The sequence below is a fragment of the Bacillus licheniformis DSM 13 = ATCC 14580 genome (assembly GCF_000011645.1).
Lineage (GTDB): Bacteria > Bacillota > Bacilli > Bacillales > Bacillaceae > Bacillus > Bacillus licheniformis.
In genome coordinates, this window is record NC_006270.3 from 700,978 (window position 1) to 722,414 (window position 21,437).

18 protein-coding genes and 1 pseudogene are annotated in these 21,437 nt (G+C 49.3%); 17 read left to right on the forward strand and 2 right to left on the reverse strand.

The features are described from left to right. The first annotated feature begins 1 nt into the window (after position 1). The 8 genes from purS to purD all read left to right on the forward strand — a co-directional run bounded on the left by purS (position 2) and on the right by purD (position 9,119). Positions 2–256 (forward strand): phosphoribosylformylglycinamidine synthase subunit PurS, encoded by a 255-nt coding sequence (purS, locus tag TRNA_RS24985; RefSeq protein WP_003179532.1) that lies wholly within the window; start codon positions 2–4, stop codon positions 254–256. Next, on the forward strand, positions 253–936 hold the full coding sequence (purQ, locus tag TRNA_RS24990) for a phosphoribosylformylglycinamidine synthase subunit PurQ (RefSeq protein ID WP_003179533.1): 684 nt from the start codon (positions 253–255) through the stop codon (positions 934–936). The genes purS and purQ overlap by 4 nt, the downstream gene beginning before the upstream one ends. Beyond that, the gene (gene purL, locus TRNA_RS24995; RefSeq protein WP_003179534.1) at positions 920–3,148 is read left to right on the forward strand and encodes a phosphoribosylformylglycinamidine synthase subunit PurL; all 2,229 of its coding nucleotides are present in this window, start codon (positions 920–922) and stop codon (positions 3,146–3,148) included. Before purQ ends, purL begins: the two co-directional genes overlap by 17 nt. After that, positions 3,124–4,554, forward strand: coding sequence for an amidophosphoribosyltransferase (purF, locus tag TRNA_RS25000; RefSeq protein ID WP_011197612.1), 1,431 nt, complete (start codon positions 3,124–3,126; stop codon positions 4,552–4,554). Before purL ends, purF begins: the two co-directional genes overlap by 25 nt. Before the next feature lie 123 nt (positions 4,555–4,677). Then, a complete protein-coding gene (gene purM, locus TRNA_RS25005; RefSeq protein WP_011197613.1) occupies positions 4,678–5,718 on the forward strand; it encodes a phosphoribosylformylglycinamidine cyclo-ligase in 1,041 nt (346 codons plus the stop codon). After that, positions 5,715–6,302 carry a phosphoribosylglycinamide formyltransferase gene (gene purN, locus TRNA_RS25010; RefSeq protein ID WP_003179538.1) on the forward strand — a complete coding sequence of 196 codons (588 nt, stop codon included), beginning with the start codon at positions 5,715–5,717 and terminating at the stop codon, positions 6,300–6,302. The genes purM and purN overlap by 4 nt, the downstream gene beginning before the upstream one ends. Further along, entirely contained in the window at positions 6,299–7,837 is a 1,539-nt protein-coding gene (gene purH, locus TRNA_RS25015; protein WP_003179539.1) for a bifunctional phosphoribosylaminoimidazolecarboxamide formyltransferase/IMP cyclohydrolase, read from the forward strand. Before purN ends, purH begins: the two co-directional genes overlap by 4 nt. Before the next feature lie 13 nt (positions 7,838–7,850). After that, positions 7,851–9,119 carry a phosphoribosylamine--glycine ligase gene (gene purD, locus TRNA_RS25020; RefSeq protein WP_003179540.1) on the forward strand — a complete coding sequence of 423 codons (1,269 nt, stop codon included), beginning with the start codon at positions 7,851–7,853 and terminating at the stop codon, positions 9,117–9,119. 49 nt (positions 9,120–9,168) lie between these two features. Here purD and TRNA_RS25025 read toward each other — a convergent pair whose 3' ends face one another. After that, entirely contained in the window at positions 9,169–9,747 is a 579-nt protein-coding gene (locus tag TRNA_RS25025; protein ID WP_011201578.1) for a TetR/AcrR family transcriptional regulator, read from the reverse strand. A gap of 138 nt (positions 9,748–9,885) precedes the next feature. Between TRNA_RS25025 and TRNA_RS25030 the strand changes: the two genes are divergently transcribed. The 3 genes and pseudogenes from TRNA_RS25030 to TRNA_RS44380 all read left to right on the forward strand — a co-directional run. Continuing rightward, the gene (locus TRNA_RS25030) at positions 9,886–11,109 is read left to right on the forward strand and encodes a cytochrome P450 (RefSeq protein ID WP_011197615.1); all 1,224 of its coding nucleotides are present in this window, start codon (positions 9,886–9,888) and stop codon (positions 11,107–11,109) included. A 695-nt stretch (positions 11,110–11,804) separates the two neighbouring features. Continuing rightward, a complete protein-coding gene (locus TRNA_RS25035) occupies positions 11,805–12,251 on the forward strand; it encodes a DUF6376 family protein (RefSeq protein ID WP_011197616.1) in 447 nt (148 codons plus the stop codon). A 330-nt stretch (positions 12,252–12,581) separates the two neighbouring features. Further along, positions 12,582–12,826, forward strand: a pseudogene (locus TRNA_RS44380) (transposase); the annotation flags it as partial. A 22-nt stretch (positions 12,827–12,848) separates the two neighbouring features. Here the strand turns inward: TRNA_RS44380 and TRNA_RS25045 are convergent. Next, positions 12,849–13,079 (reverse strand): YgaP family membrane protein, encoded by a 231-nt coding sequence (locus TRNA_RS25045; RefSeq protein ID WP_003179554.1) that lies wholly within the window; start codon positions 13,077–13,079, stop codon positions 12,849–12,851. A 125-nt stretch (positions 13,080–13,204) separates the two neighbouring features. On the opposite strand from TRNA_RS25045, the gene TRNA_RS25050 reads away from it, so the two are divergent. The 6 genes from TRNA_RS25050 to ligA all read left to right on the forward strand — a co-directional run bounded on the left by TRNA_RS25050 (position 13,205) and on the right by ligA (position 21,426). Beyond that, the gene (locus TRNA_RS25050; RefSeq protein ID WP_003179556.1) at positions 13,205–14,944 is read left to right on the forward strand and encodes an adenine deaminase C-terminal domain-containing protein; all 1,740 of its coding nucleotides are present in this window, start codon (positions 13,205–13,207) and stop codon (positions 14,942–14,944) included. A 28-nt stretch (positions 14,945–14,972) separates the two neighbouring features. Next, a complete protein-coding gene (locus TRNA_RS25055) occupies positions 14,973–15,959 on the forward strand; it encodes a DUF3048 domain-containing protein (protein WP_025806296.1) in 987 nt (328 codons plus the stop codon). A 2-nt stretch (positions 15,960–15,961) separates the two neighbouring features. After that, positions 15,962–16,273, forward strand: a complete 312-nt coding sequence (locus TRNA_RS25060) for a YerC/YecD family TrpR-related protein (protein ID WP_003179568.1) — start codon at positions 15,962–15,964, stop codon at positions 16,271–16,273. Between the two features lie 150 nt (positions 16,274–16,423). Beyond that, positions 16,424–17,110, forward strand: coding sequence for a heptaprenylglyceryl phosphate synthase (locus tag TRNA_RS25065; RefSeq protein WP_003179570.1), 687 nt, complete (start codon positions 16,424–16,426; stop codon positions 17,108–17,110). A 59-nt stretch (positions 17,111–17,169) separates the two neighbouring features. Next, positions 17,170–19,389: a DNA helicase PcrA gene (gene pcrA, locus TRNA_RS25070; RefSeq protein WP_003179572.1), complete on the forward strand. Its 2,220-nt coding sequence runs from the start codon at positions 17,170–17,172 to the stop codon at positions 19,387–19,389. A gap of 33 nt (positions 19,390–19,422) precedes the next feature. Beyond that, a complete protein-coding gene (gene ligA / locus TRNA_RS25075) occupies positions 19,423–21,426 on the forward strand; it encodes an NAD-dependent DNA ligase LigA (protein WP_003179573.1) in 2,004 nt (667 codons plus the stop codon). Positions 21,427–21,437: the final 11 nt, after the last annotated feature.

Genomic DNA, 21,437 nt, shown 5'->3' on the forward strand with positions numbered 1-21,437 from the left:
TATGTACAAAGTGAAAGTGTATGTCAGCTTAAAAGAGAGTGTTTTAGATCCTCAGGGGAGCGCCGTTCAGCATGCTTTGCACAGCATGTCCTACAAAGAAGTTCAGGACGTCCGCATCGGCAAATACATGGAGCTCACAATCGAAAAATCGGACCGCGACCTTGACGTTCTCGTCAAAGAAATGTGCGAAAAACTTTTGGCCAACACGGTGATTGAAGATTACAGATACGAAGTCGAGGAGGTTGTCGCACAGTGAAATTTGCGGTGATTGTGCTGCCTGGCTCAAACTGCGATATCGATATGTTCCACGCGATTAAGGATGAGCTTGGCGAAGAAGCTGAATACGTCTGGCATACAGAAACAAGTCTTGATGAATATGACGGCGTCCTCATTCCGGGAGGATTCTCATACGGTGATTATTTAAGATGCGGCGCGATCGCCCGCTTCGCAAATATTATGCCGGCCGTCAAAAAAGCGGCTGAAGAAGGGAAGCCGGTGCTCGGCGTCTGCAACGGATTTCAAATTTTGCAGGAGCTCGGTCTTTTGCCGGGCGCAATGAGACGCAACAAAGATTTGAAATTTATCTGCCGTCCGGTTGAACTGATCGTCCAAAACAATGAAACGCTTTTTACATCTTCCTACGGCAAAGGCGAATCCATCACGATTCCGGTCGCTCACGGCGAAGGAAACTTCTACTGTGATGAAGAAACGCTTGCCGGATTACAAGAAAACAATCAAATCGCTTTCACATACGGAACGGATATCAACGGAAGCGTCGCCGATATTGCAGGCGTCGTCAATGAAAAAGGCAATGTATTAGGCATGATGCCTCACCCAGAACGCGCAGTCGATTCTCTGCTCGGAAGCGCCGACGGTCTTAAACTGTTTCAATCTATCGTGAAAAATTGGAGGGAAACTCATGTCGCTACTGCTTGAACCAAGTCAAGAACAAATTAAGGAAGAGAAACTTTATCAGCAAATGGGTGTCAGCGATGACGAGTTTGCCATGATTGAATCGATTCTCGGAAGGCTTCCAAACTATACGGAAATCGGGATTTTTTCAGTCATGTGGTCAGAGCACTGCAGCTACAAAAATTCCAAGCCGATCCTGAAAAAGTTCCCGACAAAAGGCGAACGCGTCCTGCAAGGACCGGGGGAAGGCGCAGGAATCGTCGATATCGGCGACAATCAGGCGGTTGTCTTCAAAATCGAATCGCACAACCATCCGTCAGCGATTGAGCCTTATCAGGGAGCTGCAACGGGTGTGGGCGGCATCATCCGCGACGTCTTTTCAATGGGCGCGCGTCCCATCGCTGTTTTGAACTCTCTCCGGTTTGGCGAACTCACTTCACCGCGTGTGAAGTACTTGTTTGAAGAAGTAGTCGCGGGCATTGCCGGATACGGAAACTGCATCGGCATTCCGACCGTTGGCGGGGAAGTTCAGTTTGACGGCTGCTATGAAGGCAATCCGCTTGTCAACGCGATGTGTGTCGGTTTAATCAACCATGAAGATATTAAAAAAGGGCAGGCGAAAGGCGTCGGCAATACCGTCATGTACGTCGGCGCGAAAACGGGGCGCGACGGCATCCACGGCGCAACGTTCGCCTCAGAGGAAATGTCTGACCAATCAGAAGAAAAGCGCTCGGCCGTTCAAGTCGGCGATCCGTTCATGGAGAAGCTGCTTCTTGAAGCGTGTCTGGAAGTCATCAAATCTGACGCTTTGGTCGGTATTCAGGACATGGGTGCGGCAGGCCTGACAAGTTCAAGCGCGGAAATGGCATCCAAAGCCGGGTCTGGGATCGAGATGAACCTTGACTTGATTCCGCAGCGCGAAACAGGCATGACGCCGTACGAAATGATGCTTTCGGAATCCCAGGAGCGCATGCTTTTGGTTATCGAACGCGGCCGCGAACAGGAAATCATCGATATTTTTGACAAGTACGATCTTGAAGCCGTTGCTGTCGGCCATGTGACTGATGACAAGATGCTGCGCCTTTTCCATAACGGAGAAATGGTTGCCGAGCTTCCGGTCGATGCTCTTGCAGAGGAAGCGCCTGTTTACCATAAGCCGTCAAAAGTACCGGATTATTACAAAGAGTTCCTTGAAACAGACGTCCCTGCACCAAAAGTCGAAGATGCGAAAGAAACGCTTCTCGAGCTGCTAAAGCAGCCGACCATTGCGAGCAAAGAATGGGTTTATGACCAATATGACTACATGGTCAGGACGAACACGGTTGTCGCACCGGGCTCTGATGCAGCCGTCCTCAGGATTCGCGGCACGAAAAAAGCGCTCGCCATGACAACGGACTGCAATGCCCGCTACTTGTACCTTGATCCGGAAACAGGCGGGAAAATCGCCGTCGCAGAAGCGGCCCGCAATATCGTCTGCTCCGGAGCAGAACCGCTTGCCGTTACGGATAACCTCAACTTTGGAAATCCGGAAAAGCCGGAGATCTTCTGGCAGATCGAAAAAGCGGCAGACGGGATCAGCGAGGCGTGCAACGTGCTCAGCACACCGGTCATCGGCGGAAACGTCTCTCTCTACAACGAATCAAACGGAAGCGCGATCTACCCGACGCCTGTCATCGGAATGGTCGGACTGATCGAAGATACGGAGCATATTACGACACAGCACTTTAAAGCAGCGGGCGATTTGATTTATGTCATCGGCGAAACATTCCCTGAGTTCGCCGGAAGCGAGCTGCAAAAACTGACCGAAGGAAAGATTTACGGCAAAGCGCCTGCGATTGACCTGGAAGTCGAACAATCGCGTCAAAAAGCTCTTCTGAAAGCGATCCGCTCCGGACTCGTTCAATCGGCGCATGACGTCTCAGAAGGCGGCATCGGCGTGGCGCTGGCGGAAAGCGTTATATCTTCTCAAAGGCTCGGCGCCCATGTGACGCTTGCAGGCGAACCTGCATTGTTATTCAGCGAAACACAATCACGGTTTATCGTCTCTGTGAAAAAAGACCATCAAGAAGCGTTCGAAAAGCTTGTCAAAGACGCCGATCTAATCGGTGAAGTAACGTCAGACAGCGTGCTGGCTGTTCAAAGCCAGGAAGGACAACAATGGATTCATGCGCAGACAGAAGAGCTCGAAAGCGCATGGAAAGGAGCTATCCCATGCTTGCTGAAATCAAAGGCTTAAATGAAGAATGCGGCGTATTTGGGATTTGGGGGCATGAAGAAGCACCGCAAATTACGTACTACGGCCTTCACAGCCTTCAGCACAGAGGCCAGGAGGGCGCCGGCATCGTCGCGACAGACGGCGAAAAAATGTCCGCCCACAAAGGCCAGGGGCTGATTACCGAAGTTTTTCAAAACGGTGAGCTCAAAAAGGTGAAAGGAAAGGGAGCGATCGGCCACGTCCGCTATGCAACGGCGGGCGGCGGCGGCTTCGAAAACGTCCAGCCGTTCCTTTTCCATTCGCAAAACAACGGCAGCCTTGCGCTTGCGCACAATGGAAACTTAGTGAACGCCACTCAGCTAAAACAGCAGCTTGAAAACCAGGGCAGCATTTTTCAAACGTCTTCAGATACGGAAGTGCTCGCCCATTTAATTAAAAGAAGCGGCCACTTCGAGCTGAAAGATCAAATCAAAAACGCTCTTTCTATGCTGAAAGGCGCTTATGCTTTCCTGATCATGACGGAAAAGGAAATGATCGTGGCGCATGATCCGAACGGACTCAGACCGCTATCTGTCGCAATGCTTGGCGACGCGTACGTCGTCGCTTCTGAAACGTGCGCATTTGATGTGGTCGGCGCGACATATCTGCGCGATGTAGAACCGGGCGAGATGCTGATCATCAATGATGAAGGCATGAAGTCAGAGCGGTTCTCCATCAACATCAACCGTTCGATCTGCAGCATGGAGTACATTTATTTCTCAAGACCTGACAGCAATATTAACGGCATTAACGTCCACAGCGCGAGAAAGAATCTCGGCAAAAAGCTCGCCGAGGAATCAGGCATTGAAGCAGATGTGGTGACAGGCGTTCCTGACTCAAGCATTTCAGCGGCGATCGGCTATGCCGAAGCGACGGGAATTCCTTACGAACTCGGATTGATCAAAAACCGCTATGTCGGCAGAACGTTCATTCAGCCGTCACAGTCGCTCAGGGAGCAGGGCGTGAGAATGAAGCTGTCAGCCGTCCGCGGGGTCGTTGAAGGAAAGCGCGTCGTCATGGTGGACGATTCAATCGTGAGGGGCACGACGAGCCGCAGGATTGTGACGATGCTGCGCGAAGCCGGAGCGACGGAAGTGCACGTCAGAATCAGTTCCCCGCCTATTGCCCATCCGTGCTTTTACGGAATTGACACATCGACGCACGAAGAACTGATCGCGTCCTCTCATTCAGTGGAAGAAATCCGTCAGGAAATCGGCGCCGATACATTGTCATTCTTGAGCATTGAAGGACTCCTTTCCGGGATCGGAAGACAGTATGAAGGTGAAAACTGCGGCCAGTGCATGGCCTGTTTTACAGGAAAATATCCGACCGAAATTTATCAGGATACTGTTCTTCCTCACGTGAAAGAAATCGTTTTGACAAAATAAACCGGCCGGCGCGATTGAAGCGCCTGGCCTGCTGAAATGAATAAAGGGCAGCAGAGGCAATGCGGCTGCTCTTTTGATTTTGAATATCACGAATGGACAAGCGCGGAATAAGGAGTGATTGTGTTGTCTGAAAGCTATAAAAACGCCGGGGTTGATATTGAAGCCGGATATGAAGCCGTAAAACGAATGAAAAAACATGTGGAAAGAACGAAGCGAATCGGCGCAATGGGCGGACTTGGCGGGTTTGGCGGCATGTTTGACCTGTCGGAACTGCCGTACAAACAGCCGGTTCTCATTTCGGGAACGGACGGTGTCGGCACAAAACTGAAGCTCGCTTTTGCGATGGACAAGCATGACACGATCGGCATCGATGCCGTCGCGATGTGTGTCAACGATGTGCTCGCTCAAGGAGCGGAGCCGCTTTTCTTCCTCGATTACCTTGCGGTCGGAAAAGCCGATCCCGTCAAAATTGAAGAGATCGTAAAAGGCGTCGCAGAAGGCTGCGTACAGTCGGGATCAGCGCTTGTCGGCGGAGAAACGGCGGAAATGCCGGGGCTTTATACAGAGGATGAATACGATATCGCCGGGTTCTCGGTCGGAGCTGCCGAAAAAGATGGCATCGTCACGGGCGAAAATATCAGCGAAGGGCACCTTTTAATCGGACTTTCTTCAAGCGGCCTTCACAGCAACGGCTTCTCTCTCGTTCGGAAAGTTCTTCTTGAAGATGCCGGTCTGAACCTTGATGAGACGTATGCACCTTTTGAACGGCCTCTTGGCGAAGAGCTTTTAGAGCCGACGAAAATCTATGTCAAGCCTGTCCTTGAAGCGGTGAAATCAGGCAAAATCGCCGGCATGGCGCACGTGACCGGCGGCGGTTTTATCGAAAACCTGCCGCGCATGATGCCCGATGGCCTCGGCGTTGAAATCGACATCGGCTCCTGGCCCGTTCCTCCTATCTTCCCGTTCATTCAGGAGAAAGGCGGCCTGAAATCCGAGGAAATGTTTAATGTTTTCAATATGGGAATCGGCTTTGTTCTTGCGGTGAAAGAAGAGGATATGACAGACGTGATCCAAACGCTCGAAAACAACGGTGAAAAAGCCTATCTCATCGGCAGAGTGAAAGCCGGAAGCGGCGTTGTGTTTGGCGGTGCCGGTCTTTCATGAAAAAATTCGCGGTATTTGCATCAGGAAGCGGAACGAATTTTGAAGCAATCGAAAGAAGAATGAGAGAAGAGAACTGGGATGCCGAAATTGTCCTCGTCGTCTGTGACAAGCCCGATGCGAAAGTGCTTGAAAGGGCGGAAAAAGCCGGAATCCCGTCGTTCGCCTTCCAGCCGAAATCGTTCGACAATAAAGCTGCATTTGAACAAGTGATCGTTGAACAGCTCCGCCTTCACGGAGCGGAATGGATTGTGCTGGCGGGGTATATGAGGCTGATCGGCGATACGCTTCTTTCGGCTTACCGGAATAAAATCATCAACATCCATCCGTCGCTCCTGCCGGCGTTTCCCGGCATCGACGCGGTCGGACAAGCGTACAGAGCAGGCGTGAAAGTGGCAGGCATCACGGTTCACTACGTTGACGAAGGCATGGACACCGGTCCGATTATCGCCCAGCGCGCCGTTGAGCTTGAAAAAAGCGAAACACTCGCGTCTCTTGAAGAAAAGATACACAAATTGGAGCATGAACTTTATCCCGAAGTAATCAAAGAGCTTCTTGAACTAAATGGCAGAGGTGAAAAGGAATGACGATCAAACGCGCATTAATCAGCGTATCTGATAAAACGAACATTGTCCCTTTTGTAAAAGAATTGACAGAGCTTGGCGTTGAAGTGATTTCAACAGGGGGCACAAGCAAACTTCTTCAGGAAAACGGCGTTGACGTCATCGGCATTTCTGAAGTGACGGGCTTTCCCGAAATCATGGACGGCCGTCTGAAAACCCTTCATCCGAATATTCACGGCGGGCTTCTTGCCGTACGCGGCAACGAAAAGCACATGGCGCAGCTGAATGAGCAGGGTATCCAGCCAATCGACCTTGTCGTTGTCAATTTATATCCTTTTAAAGAAACGGTTTCTAAAGAAGATGTCACATTCGAAGAAGCGATTGAGAATATCGACATCGGCGGCCCCGGCATGCTTCGCGCTGCAGCGAAAAACCACCAGGACGTGGCGGTCATCGTCGATCCCCGCGATTACAGCCCTGTGCTGAACGACTTGAAAGAAAACGGCAGCGTCTCTCTTGAGAAAAAACGCGAGCTTGCGGCGAAGGTGTTCCGCCACACGGCAGCATATGACGCGTTGATCGCTGACTATTTAACAAATGTAACCGGTGAAAAAGAGCCTGAACAGTTCACCGTCACTTTTGAGAAAAAACAATCGCTCCGCTACGGCGAAAATCCGCATCAGGAAGCAGTCTTTTATCAAAGCGCGCTCCCTGTCAAAGGGTCGATCGCTTCAGCTGAACAGCTGCACGGAAAAGAGCTTTCCTACAACAACATCAAAGACGCGGATGCGGCACTTCAAATTGTCCGCGAGTTCACCGAGCCGGCTGCGGTTGCCGTCAAGCATATGAACCCTTGCGGCGTCGGGACGGGCAACACGATCGAAGAGGCGTTTAACAAAGCATACGCCGCTGACGAAACATCGATTTTCGGCGGCATCATCGCCCTGAACCGCGAAGTGGACAAAGCGACTGCTGAAACGCTTCACAAAATCTTTTTGGAAATCATTATCGCGCCGGCATTCAGCCAAGAAGCGCTTGATATTTTAACATCCAAGAAAAACCTTCGCCTCTTGACCCTCGATGTCAATCAGCCTGTGAAAAACGAAAAACAGCTGACATCTGTTCAAGGCGGGCTCTTGATTCAGGATCTGGATATGCACGGCTTTGACGACGCTGACATTACGATTCCGACGAAAAGGGAGCCGACCGAACAGGAATGGGCTGACCTGAAGCTTGCTTGGAAAGTCGTGAAGCACGTCAAATCGAATGCGATTGTCCTGGCAAAGGACGATATGACGATCGGCGTCGGCGCCGGGCAAATGAACCGCGTCGGCTCGGCGAAAATCGCAATTGAGCAAGCCGGGGAGAAAGCAAAAGGAAGCGCGCTCGGATCAGATGCCTTCTTTCCGATGCCTGATACGGTCGAAGAAGCGGCTAAAGCCGGTGTGACGGCAATCATTCAGCCGGGCGGCTCGGTTCGTGATGAAGATTCAATTAAAAAAGCGGATGAATACGGGATCGCGATGGTGTTCACCGGAATCCGCCATTTCAAACATTAAGGGAGTGACCAGCGTGAACGTATTGATTATCGGCAGAGGCGGCAGGGAGCACACGCTCGCCTGGAAAGCGGCGCAAAGCCCTCTTGTCGGCACTGTATATGCGGCGCCCGGCAATGACGGAATGGCCGGGACCGCCGTACTCGTTGATCTTGACGAAGGCAATCACGAAGGGCTTCTCGCTTTCGCAAAGGAAAACAATATCGGACTGACGATCGTCGGTCCTGAGGTCCCTTTAATCGAAGGGCTTGTTGATGCATTTGAAGAAGCGGGCCTTCCGGTGTTTGGACCGTCGAAAAATGCAGCTGTGATTGAAGGAAGCAAGCAGTTTGCCAAGGATCTTATGAAAAAATACCAGATTCCGACAGCAGAATACGAAACGTTTACATCTTTTGAAAACGCAAAGGCGTATGTTGAGGAAAAAGGCGCTCCAATCGTTATTAAAGCCGACGGGCTTGCCGCCGGAAAAGGCGTCACAGTCGCGATGACAGCCGAAGAAGCGGTTCAGTGTCTGCATGACTTTTTAGAAGATGAAAAGTTCGGCGAAGCAAGCGCATCTGTCGTCATCGAGGAATTTTTGAGCGGTGAAGAATTTTCGCTGATGGCTTTTGTCAAAGGTGAGAAAGTGTATCCGATGGTGATTGCACAGGATCACAAGCGGGCATTTGACGGAGACAAGGGCCCGAATACAGGGGGAATGGGCGCGTATTCTCCGGTGCCGCAGATTTCGGATGCGGTCGTCGAAGACGCCGTTAAAACGATTTTGGAGCCGGCGGCCGAAGCGATGGTTAAAGAAGGCCGTTCGTTTACGGGAGTCTTGTATGCCGGGTTAATGCTGACCGAAAAAGGAACAAAAGTGATCGAATTCAACGCGAGATTCGGGGATCCCGAAACCCAGGTCGTCCTGCCGCGTCTTGAATCAGACCTTGTCCAGGTCTTGGTTGATCTCCTCGCAGACAGAGAAGTGGAGCTGAAGTGGAAGGATACGGCGGCAGTCACCGTTGTTCTTGCATCTGACGGCTATCCGGAAAGCTATGAAAAAGGCGCGCCGATCGGCACGCTTGAGCCTGACATGGAGCAGACCGTCGTCTTTCACGCAGGCACGAAAAAAAGCGGCGATCAGTTTGTGACGAACGGCGGCCGCGTCGCCAATGTCACCGCGTTTGCAGAGACGTTTGATGCGGCAAGGGAAGCAGCCTATCAAGCGGTGGATCGAGTAAGAAAACCGGGGCTGTTTTACCGGATGGACATCGGCTCGCGTGCGCTCAAGGCAGCACAGAAATAATAGGTGAAGAGACAGAGCGGGAGCACCCGTTTTGTCTCTTTTTTTGAGCTCAATTTTTTTGGATGATCTTGATCATCGATTCAGCCATCAATTCGGGCGGATAAGGCATGCCGTTTTCAAGCCACCATGCGGCTGTGCCCGCAAAGGCGGAAATCACAAACCGCCGCTGAATGTCGAGAGGCACTGAGCGGTCAGTATCAGCAGCTGCCGTTTTTTTGATTCCCGTCAAAAAGCTGTCATTCCAAAAATCATTGAGCAGCTCCTTAATGTTCAGCTCATATCTTCTGTTGATGATAATCGCAAAATCGCCGCTGTTCTGTTGCAAATGATGATAAAAGCGCAGCACATACCAGTACGCTTCTGGCTTTTTCCCGCTGCTATCTATATCAAGCGGCGAAAAAATATCCTCTTTCATCGCCTCAAACATATCCCTCATATGTTGATGAAGCAAATCGTATTTATCTTGATAATGCTGATAAAATGTCGTTCGATTCAAGTTTGCCCGTTGCGTAATATCCTGCACAGAGATTTTTCCCCATTCTTTTTCAGCAAGCAGTTCAAACAAGGCTTTTTTTAAGTTTGTTTTCGATTTTGTGATCCGCTTGTCCCCGCGGTAGCTGTCAGCCAATTCAGCCGCCTCCTCAATCACTTTTTCGACACTTCTTTGCCATTTGTTGGTTGAATGGCCAGATGGAATCTATTAATTTAAAACTAACATATTGAACTTCATGAATCAGCTGACAAGCAACCGAAGGAGTGAAAGCGAATGAGTCAAACAAAACAGCAGAACCCCATTCAGAAAGCGCTGATTAACGGAAAGAACAGACAAGACCCGTATGATCCGTTTCCGTGGTATAAAAAAATGCGCACCGAATCACCGATTCACTATGATGAAGACAGCAAAGTGTGGAGTGTGTTCCGCTATGACGATGTCAAAAGAGTGATCAGCGACAAAGACTTTTTTTCAAATCAATTCCCTCAGCTTGGAACTGGCAATACGTTTGCGAAAACGATGATCAGCATGGATCCGCCGAAACACACGAGAATCAGATCGATCGTCAACAAGGCTTTTACACCGCGCGTCATGAAGGAGTGGGAGCCGCGCATTCGCGAACTGACGAATCAATTGCTCGCTGATGTCCGCGGCAGGGAAGAGATCGACCTTGTACAGGATTTTTCATATCCGTTGCCCGTAATCGTCATTTCGGAATTGCTCGGCGTTCCTTTGGTGTATAAGCATCATTTCAAAGAATGGTCCGACCTGTTGGTCAGCCTGCCGAAGAGCGATCGGCCGGAAGATGTGAACGAGTGGAAAAACATCAGGGACCAAGGCGAAGAAGAGCTGACCGCATTCTTTGAAAAGATGATTGAAGAGAAAAGACAAAACCTCGGCAATGACCTGATTTCGCTTTTGATCAAAGCCGAACAAGAAGGGGACAAGCTGTCCCCTGATGAATTGGTTCCATTTTGCAATCTGCTCTTGATGGCGGGGAATGAAACGACGACGAATTTAGTTTCAAATGCGGTCTACAGCATTCTCGAAACACCGGGCGTGTATGACGAGCTCGCCAGGCATCCTGAACTGATTCCGCAGGCAGTCGAGGAAGCCGTCCGTTTCCGGGCGCCAGCGCCGATGATTGTGCGCTTCGTTAAACAGGATACCGAGATCAGAGGAGTAAGCTTGAAAAAAGGAGAAGGTGTGATCGCTTTCCTTGCTTCTGCCAACCGTGATGAAACGAAATTTGAGAGGGCGCACGAATTTGATATTCACCGCCATCCGAACCCGCATATCGGATTTGGGCACGGCATCCACTTTTGTTTGGGCGCCCCGCTCGCAAGGCTGGAAGCGGCGATCGCCATTGAGGCGCTCTTAAAGCAGTATGCCTCGATGGAAAAGCTTGCGGTCGTGCCGATGGCCGACAGCAGCATGTACGGCTTGAAACATTTCCGTCTGCGGGTGAAGTCAGCAGGGGAAACGGCGCCTAACTAATTAGAAAAGCACCGAAAAGGTGCTTTCAGCGTGTCGACAAACCCTCGCATTCGTTGTCAGGCCTGCTAAGTCGGTGCTCACGAATAGAGGAAGGATCGGCGGCTAACCGCCCAGGCGTCCTGCCTGAACGCCGCCGTCATCACCTCCTGTGAAAGTCCGCTCCGATGCTCGGCCTTCCTAGACTGCAAGGTTTTCAATCACGCTGAAAAGGTGACGAAATCCTAAAACTTTAAACCGTTTTAGGATTTCGTCAACAATCTGCCACCTTCTTTCCCAAGAAGGTGTTTTTTTACGGACAGGGCATTTCTTTCATTGCATAAGCCGGTCAGCAGGAATTTGACTGGATAAGCCTCGTGCTTTAAAATGAAAGTAATAAAAATGAATACTCCAAAGGGGAGTAGCTGTCACAGTAAAGTCGTCATTACGGGATGTCCTAGATCCTCGGCTTTACTGGCAATCTAATTGTTAGCGAGACCTTTGCCAAATCTGATTTGGTGAAGGTCTTTTTGTTTATCCACTTCACCAAATCGGTGGAGTTTTTTCATTTTTATCAAAAGGGAAAGGAGACTGACCGTGTCTAAGCTCGGGAAATGGCTGAAGCGTGAATTGGTGAAGAAAGGTCTGCCTTTGGCGAAAGAAAAATTAATTCCGATTTTGAAAGAAAAAATGAAAAAGAAACGATAAGGAGGCAAACAATGAAAAGAATTCTTATAGTTCTTGCCGGAATTGGCCTTTTAGGTGCGGGCGGATGCGGAATGCTTGATCAGGTGAATGACGGATTGAACTATACAAATGAAGCGGCCGGCTATATCCAAAAAGTGAAGACATTTGCGGAGGAGGCGCCTTCCTTGGCTGAACAGGCTGTAAACGACACGGGTGCAAAAGAAAAGCTGGAAACTCAGCTTGAGTCTATCCAGCAGGCTGCAGCCGATTTTAATGAATTAACCCCTCCTGATGCCGCAGCCGAGGTTCATAACACCATCGAGAAGCATAATGAAACACTGCAAAAAAGCGCTGAGGATGTTTTGAAAAGTGTTGAGGAAGGAAAATTAACAGTCGAGAAGCTGGAGCAGTCAGAATTGGTGCAAAGCGCTCAGCAGATCAGCGATGTGATGGGCCAGATTGAAAAATTGACCGAATAGAAAAAAGCATCCCGGTTTGGGATGTTTCGGCTTGTCGACAAAGTCATAAAAAGTGGCTTCATCGACAAGCTTTTTTAAAAAAATGTGAGTGGAATCTAGATTATGTTGCCCAAGCACTCAAAAGATCAGCGTAAACAGCTTGAAGTCGTTGCCTTAAGTGAACTTGTCCCTGAAGATCAACTGGTCAGGAAGATGGAAGAAGCCATGGATTTTTCATTTATTTATGAAAAAGTTGCCCCTCTTTATTCTTCAAAAGCACGTCCAAGCATTGATCCCGTTGTATTGATCAAAATGGTTCTGATTCAATACGTGTTTGGGCATCGCTCCATGCGCGAAACCATCGAACGGGTTTTTGCGGATTTAAAACACAAGCGTGGCCTGCGCTGGACAACCCTGCGGGGAAAGAAAAAATTGTCCATGCAGGCGATGCTTGTTTTCGCTGCCATGAATCTAAAAAACTGGCGAATTGGACGTGGAAAGGCCCTAATCGCCAGCCTTTTCATCGAAAAAACAAAATAAACTGGACAAAAATAGGTCGGATCTTAGAAATCCGACCTATTTTGTCAACGGTCTGAAAGCACCTATAAAAGGTGCTTTTTATGATTGTTCGCCAGTCTCTCCCTGTTGCTTCATATACGTTTGGCAAACATATGTCATGGGACAAAATCGTAAAATGCCGGAAGCGGCCTTCATCGCCCCCATAAACATGCAGAAAAGCGTCATTCTGCACCACGGTTTTCTCGTAAACTTTGCCGCTGCCGCCGACAGGATCGTCAGTCCGCAGGCAATGCGAAAAACGGCGTCAAACAGTCCGATGTTTTGCTTCATACTTTATTCCTCCTATTTAAATAATTAAATAAAGTGTTTTTTCAAAAAATTGTAACGGATTGGTAATGCGTGACGATAGTAAATGTGTTAACATAGGATCATTACATGTAAAGGAGAGTATGTGAATGTCCGAACGCACCTTAATTTGGAAAAACAAGCACATCAGATCGCAAGTTGATGTTGTAAGTTCAAGGCTGCAGCCAACGCTCCTTTTACGAAATGCATCTGTACTGAACCCGTATGTAAAGCAATGGATTCCAGCAAACGTATGGATTCATCATGACAGAATCGTTTATGTCGGCCGTGACTTGCCGAAGACGGCTGTTAAAACTACAATAGATTGTGAAGGAAAATACATTGTACCCGGGTATATTGAGCCGCATGTACATCCTTTTCAAATTTATAATCCCCAAACTTTGGCCGAATATGTGTCACAGTTTGGAACGACCACATTCGTAAATGACAACTTGTTTCTGCTTTTACATTGCGGAAAAAAGAAAGCGTTTTCTATACTGGAGGAACTGAAAAAACAGCCTGTCCACTACTATTGGTGGTCAAGGTATGACTTGCAGACCGAAGTGTTGAATGAAGATCAAATCTTATCGATCGATTACCGAAAACATTGGGGAGAACACCCGGATGTCATCCAGGGAGGAGAAATGACAGGCTGGCCGCGCCTTTTGGACGGCGATGATCTGATCCTTCATTGCATGCAGTGCACGAAAAGAAGGAGAAAGCGGATCGAGGGCCATTTTCCGGGGGCATCGGAAAAAACGCTGACGAAGATGAAGCTTTTCGGCGCTGACGCCGATCATGAAGCCATGACTGGAAAGGAAGTGCTGAAGCGGCTTGAACTTGGTTACCACGTCGGCTTGAGGCAGTCTTCCATCCGCCCTGATTTGCGAAAAATTTTGCGCGAGCTGCACGAAGAAGGCTTTCACCATTATGACCATATGTTTTATACAACGGACGGCGCAACGCCGAACTTTTATAAAGAAGGCATGACAAACAAGCTGATTGAAATCGCCATCGAAGAGGGCGTGCCGCTGATCGACGCCTATAATATGGCTTCGTTTAATATCGCGAAGTATTACCATATGGAGGACATCCTTGGGGTGGTTGCACCGGGCAGATACGCGACGCTCAACATTTTGAATAGCCCTGATGAACCGAATCCGGAGACGGTTTTGGCAAAAGGTCGGCTGATCAAATCAGGCGGCATAAATATGAATGCGTTTTCAGTTCCGGATTGGCAAAAAGGGGGTCTTGTCCCTCTGAACCTTTCATATGATCTAACGATGGATGATTTGCAGTTTTCCATGCCGCTCGGCTTGAAAATGAGGAATTCCGTCATTATGGAGCCTTATACGATTGAGATTGACAACTCTGTGAACCAGCTTTCTTTTGATCATGATGAAAGCTATCTCTCGCTGTTCGACAAATACGGAAAGTGGCGTGTCAATACGATGCTGAAAGGCTTTGCAACCCGCATCCAAGGTTTCGTCAGCTCCTATTCGACAACGGGAGACATTATCGCGATCGGCAAAAACAAGGAAGACATGCTTTTGGCCTTCAAACGGATGAAAGAAATCGGAGGAGGTATCGTATTAGCGGAAAACGGAAAAATTCTGCACGAAATTCCTCTTCATTTAAGCGGCGGCGCATCAATTGAGACGTATGAAAAGGTGCTTGAAAGGGAAAAAGCGTTAAAAGAGCTTCTGTTTGAAAGAGGCTATACGTTCGACGACCCGATCTACACCCTGCTCTTTTTGCAAAGCACCCATCTGCCTTATATCAGGGTGACGCCGAAAGGGATCTTTGATGTGATGAAAAAAACTGTACTCTTTCCATCGATAATGCGTTAAAATATAAAAGAGCGGGAGCTAATCTATGGTGAATCGATATGTAAGAGTACTGCTTTGTTTTGCTTCGCTTTTACTGCTTGCATCGTGCCAGTCGCAGGAACAGCAGGAAAAGGAAAAGAACATTCATCCGCTGACAGGGTTGAAGGCGGACGGAGATATTCGGCAGCGGCCCATTGCCGTTGTGGTGAACAATCATTCAAAAGCAAGGCCGCAGTCGGGATTAAGCAAGGCTGACATTGTCATTGAAGCTCTCAGTGAAGGACCGATCACACGATTGTTGGCGATCTATCAAAGCGATATGCCTGAAGCGGTTGGCCCAGTCCGCAGCGCCCGGGAGTATTTCATTGATTTGGCTCTCGGTTTTGACAGCATCCTTGTGCATCACGGCTGGAGTCCGGGGGCAAAAGACCGCCTGTTGAACGGCGACGCCGATCATATCAATGGAATGGATCACGACGGGACCCTGTTTTGGAGAGCCGATTTTCGGGAAGCGCCGCATAATTCGTACACATCATACAAAAACGTAAAGCAAGCAGCAGATGACAAAGGATATGCCATCGAAACCCGCACAGAACCGCTCACTTTTAAAGCAAGCCCTGATAAACCTTCGGATGCGCTTTATTCTATACGGTTAGATTATGGAACAAAATCCGTTACAAACCGTGTCGAATATGGTTATGATAAAAAGGTTGAAGGCTATGTGAGAAAGTCAGACGGCGTTTTGACAACAGACCTTGAAACAGAAGAACCGGTTGTTCTTCAAAACATTCTAATAGCGGAAGCCGAACATCATATGAAAGATGCGTACGGGAGAAGGGATATTGACCTTCGTTCAGGCGGAAAAGGACTCCTTCTGCAAAACGGGGAAGTCCATCGGATCAGCTGGAAGAACGAAAACGGCCGGATCATACCGACGGCGGACGGCAAAACCGTTCCGTTCGTGCCGGGAAAAACGTGGATCAATATCGTTCCCGATCTCAGCAAGGTTTCTATTAGCAAAGGAGAAGGTGTGTAAAGATGCAGATCGATAAATTGCGCGGGAGAGAGCTGGACCAGCTTTTTCAATCCATACTATCACTAAAAGATCTCGAAGAATGCTATCGTTTTTTCGATGATTTATGCACAATAAATGAAATTCAATCATTGGCTCAGCGGCTCGAAGTAGCCAGAATGCTGCGCGACGGCAACACGTATCATAAAATTGAGACGGAAACCGGAGCGAGCACCGCGACCATTTCCAGGGTAAAGCGCTGCCTGAACTACGGAAATGACGCTTATATCATGGCGCTGGACCGCGTCAAAGCAAATCAATCTGAATCATCTTCATGATGTCATGAAACCGCCTGGCTCAGGGCACTGAGCACCGGCGGTTTTTTTGTGCTTCTGCCCGTTTATCGTTTATTTGTTATCCGTTTTTCGAAAGGGGCTGAATTTGTTATAATATTTAAATGGTAAGAACGCGAATGGAGGAGCTTTTTCATGTACGATATTACCGAGTGGAAGCACGTCTTTAAACTCGATCCGAATAAAGATATTACGGATGATCAGCTTGAACAGCTGTGCGAATCCGGAACAGACGCGGTTTTGATCGGCGGAAGCGACCATGTCACAGAAGATGACGTCCTTCGGCTGATGTCAAAGGTGCGCCGCTTTTTAGTGCCGTGCGTTCTTGAAGTATCGACGATCGATGCGATCGTCCCGGGGTTTGACCTCTATTTTATTCCGACTGTGCTCAACAGCAGGGATACAGACTGGATTGCCGGCTTACATAAAAAGGCGATGAAAGAATACGGCGAGCTGATGTCGCCGGAAGAGATTGTTGTTGAAGGGTACTGTATTTTGAATCAGGACTGCAAGGCTGCCGCTTTGACGAACGCAGATACCGAGCTTGACATTGAGGATATTAAAGCGTACGCCCGCGTAGCTGAACATCTTTTCCGCCTTCCGGTCTTTTATCTTGAATACAGCGGCATGCTGGGTGATTCAGAGACCGTTAAGGAAACGAAAGCCGTGCTTCAGGAAACGACGCTGTTTTACGGCGGCGGCATCAAAGATGCGGAGACGGCGGTTAAAATGGCTGAACACGCCGATGTGATCGTAGTCGGAAACGCGATTTATGAGAACTTCGAAGAAGCGCTGAAAACGGTACAGGCCGTAAAAGGATGAGCACAACGAACCGGATTGGTTTATAATAGAACATATGTTTGAATAGGCGGTGAACGGAATTGAATTACATTAGCGACCAATTATTAAGCGGATTGAACAAGATGCAGCAGGAAGCGGTCAAAACGACGGACGGTCCGCTTTTGATCATGGCAGGAGCAGGAAGCGGAAAGACGCGGGTATTGACGCACCGCATTGCGTATTTAATGGCGGAGAAGCGCGTTGCCCCGTGGAACATACTGGCGATTACATTTACGAACAAAGCGGCCAGAGAAATGAAAGAACGTGTGGAAAGCATTCTCGGACCGGGAGCGGATGACATCTGGATTTCGACGTTCCACAGCATGTGCGTCAGAATTTTGCGGAGAGACATCGACAGAATCGGCATCAACCGGAATTTCTCGATTCTTGATACGTCTGACCAGCTTTCCGTCATTAAAGGAATCCTGAAAGAAAGAAACATCGATCCGAAAAAATTCGATCCGAGAAGCATACTAGGATCGATCAGCAGTGCGAAAAACGAGTTGATCGCCCCGGAAGAATACGAGAAAACAGCCGGCGGTTTTTTTGAACAAGTCGTCAGCGATGTCTACAAAGATTATCAGAAGAAACTGCGGAAAAACCAGTCGCTCGATTTTGACGATTTGATTATGACGACGATTGTCCTGTTTGACCGGGTGCCGGAAGTGCTTGAATACTACCAGCGGAAATTCCAATACATTCATGTCGATGAGTATCAGGATACGAACAGGGCGCAGTATTTGCTCGTCAAAAAAATGGCGCAGCGCTTCCAAAACATCTGCGTTGTCGGGGACTCCGACCAGTCGATCTACAGATGGCGCGGAGCGGATATCGCCAACATCCTGTCGTTTGAAAAAGACTATCCGAATGCGAGCGTCATTCTGCTCGAACAAAACTACAGATCGACAAAGCGGATATTGAACGCGGCCAATGAAGTGATTCAGAACAACTCAAACAGAAAGCCGAAAAACCTCTGGACCGAAAATGACGAAGGGGCGAAAATCTCCTACTTCAGAGGCGACAACGAATTTGGCGAAGGCCAATTTGTCGCGGGCAAAATCAGGGAGCTCGTCGGCTCTGGAAAACGATCCTTCTCAGATATCGCGATTTTGTACCGGACGAACGCCCAGTCGCGGGTCATTGAGGAAACGCTGATGAAGGCGAACATCAACTACAACATCGTCGGCGGCACGAAGTTCTATGACAGAAAAGAAATCAAGGACATCCTCGCGTATTTGCGCCTCGTCGCAAACCCTGACGACGATATCAGCTTTGCGCGGATCGTGAACGTCCCGAAGCGCGGCGTCGGTGCGACTTCAGTCGATAAAATCGCGGCCTATGCCGACATGAACGGTATGTCTTTATTTGAAGCGCTCGGCCAGGTTGACTTTATCGGCCTCAGTGCTAGAGCGGCCAACGCGCTTGATGAGTTCAGACAGACGATCGAAAACCTGACGAATATGCAGGAATACTTATCCGTCACAGAGCTTACGGAAGAAATCCTTGAAAAAACCGAATACCGCGAAATGCTGAAAGCGGAAAAATCCTTGGAGGCGCAGAGCCGCCTTGAGAATATCGACGAATTTCTCTCCGTAACGAAAAACTTTGAGCAGCAAAGCGAAGACAAATCGCTCGTCGCTTTTTTGACCGATTTGGCGCTCATCGCCGATATCGATCAGCTTGATCAGAAGGAAGAAGAGACCGGAAATCAAGACGCGGTCATCTTAATGACGCTTCATGCTGCAAAAGGACTCGAATTCCCGGTCGTGTTCCTGATGGGGCTTGAAGAAGGAGTGTTCCCGCACAGCCGCTCCCTGATGGAGGAAGCGGAGATGGAAGAAGAGCGGAGACTCGCGTACGTCGGCATCACGAGGGCTGAGGAAGAACTTTATTTAACGAACGCGCGGATGCGGACGTTGTTCGGAAGAACGAATATGAACCCGGAATCAAGGTTCATTGCGGAAATACCGGAGGAATTATTGGACAATCTAAACGAGAAGAAAAAAGATCTGAAAACGCCGTTTGGAAGAAAGCCCGAGCGGAGAGGCCCCGTTACCCGTCCGGCTGCATCGTACAGCAAAACCGGCGGCGACGGCGTCAATTGGGCAGTCGGCGACAAAGCCTCCCATAAAAAATGGGGCGTCGGAACCGTTGTCAGCGTCAAGGGATCCGGCGAATCGACAGAGCTTGACATCGCCTTTCCGAGCCCGACCGGAGTGAAGCGTCTTCTCGCGGCCTTTGCGCCAATTGAAAAGCAATAATGGCAAAAGACCTGAAATGAAAGGACGAAACCAATGGAAAAAGAAGCAGCTAAACGCCGTGTGGAACAACTGCATGCATTGATTAACAAATACAACTACGAATATCACACCCTTGACGATCCAAGCGTGCCTGATTCCGAATATGACAAGCTGATGAAAGAGCTGATTGCTCTTGAAGAAGAGCATCCCGACCTGAAAACGCCGGACTCTCCTTCTCAGCGCGTCGGCGGAGCCGTTTTGGACGCCTTTCAAAAAGTGCAGCACAAAACGCCGATGCTGAGCCTCGGCAACGCGTTTAATGAAGAAGATCTGCGCGACTTTGACCGCCGCGTCCGCCAGGCGGTCGGAGACGTTGAATACAACGTCGAGTTTAAAATAGACGGTCTTGCTGTTTCACTGCGCTATGAAAACGGCGTATTTGTCAGAGGTGCGACGAGAGGCGACGGTACGACGGGCGAGGATATTACGGAAAATTTGAAAACCATCAGAAACATTCCCCTCAGAATGAAACGCGATCTTTCTATTGAAGTGCGCGGCGAAGCTTTTATGCCGAAGCGCTCCTTTGAACTGCTGAACAAAGCGCGGATCGAACGTGATGAAGAGCCGTTCGCCAACCCGCGGAACGCCGCTGCCGGTTCATTAAGGCAGCTCGATCCGAAAATTGCCGCGAAACGAAATCTCGATATCTTCGTCTACAGTATAGCGGAGCTTGATGAAATGGGCGTTGAAACGCAAAGCCAGGGACTCGATTTCCTCGACGAACTCGGCTTCAAAACCAATCATGAAAGAAAAAAATGCAGCACGATCGAAGAAGTCATTGAGATTGTCGAAGAGCTCAAGACAAAACGCGCCGACCTCCCGTATGAAATCGACGGGATCGTCATTAAAGTCGATTCCCTTGACCAGCAGGAAGAGCTCGGCTTTACGGCGAAAAGCCCGCGCTGGGCGATCGCCTACAAGTTTCCTGCCGAAGAGGTTGTTACGACGCTTTTGGACATTGAATTAAGCGTCGGCCGGACGGGCGCAGTGACCCCGACTGCGATTCTCGAACCTGTAAAAGTGGCGGGAACGACCGTCCAAAGAGCTTCTCTCCACAACGAAGATTTAATTAAAGAGAAGGATATCAGACTGCTGGACAAAGTCGTCGTCAAAAAGGCGGGAGACATCATTCCGGAGGTCGTCAACGTCCTCGTCGAACAGCGGACGGGCAAAGAAAAAGAATTCAACATGCCGAAGGAATGCCCGGAATGCGGAAGCGAGCTTGTCAGAATCGAAGGAGAAGTCGCGCTTCGCTGCATTAATCCGGAATGTCCGGCTCAGATCAGGGAAGGCCTGATCCATTTTGTTTCCCGGAATGCGATGAATATAGATGGTCTCGGCGAGCGCGTCATCACCCAGCTGTTCCGCGAAGACCTCGTCCATAATGTCGCCGATCTGTATAAGCTGACGCGCGAGCAGCTGATCAATCTCGAGCGGATGGGGGAAAAGTCGACCGACAACTTATTGAATTCGATTGAAAAATCGAAGAAGAACTCATTGGAACGGCTTCTCTTCGGACTCGGCATCCGCTTCATCGGCGCCAAAGCGGCCAAGACGCTGGCGATGCATTTTGAAACGCTCGATAAGCTTAAAAAAGCGACAAAAGAAGAATTGATCGAAGTCGATGAAATCGGCGACAAGATGGCGGACGCCCTCGTCACCTATTTTGAAAAAGAAGAGATTCTGAAGCTGTTGGACGAGCTTGAAGAACTCGGGGTCAACACCGTGTATAAAGGCCCGAAAAAAGCGGCCGCTGAAGCGAGCGATTCGTATTTTGCGGGGAAAACGATCGTCCTGACCGGGAAGCTCAGCGAGATGTCGCGGAATGACGCGAAAGCGGAAATCGAAGCGCTCGGCGGAAAAATCACAGGCAGTGTAAGCAAAAAAACCGATCTCGTCATTGCCGGCGAAGCGGCAGGCAGCAAACTGGCGAAAGCTGAAGACCTAAACATCGAAGTATGGGATGAGGCAAGACTGATCAGTGAGCTAAAGAAATAAGAGGAGTGTTT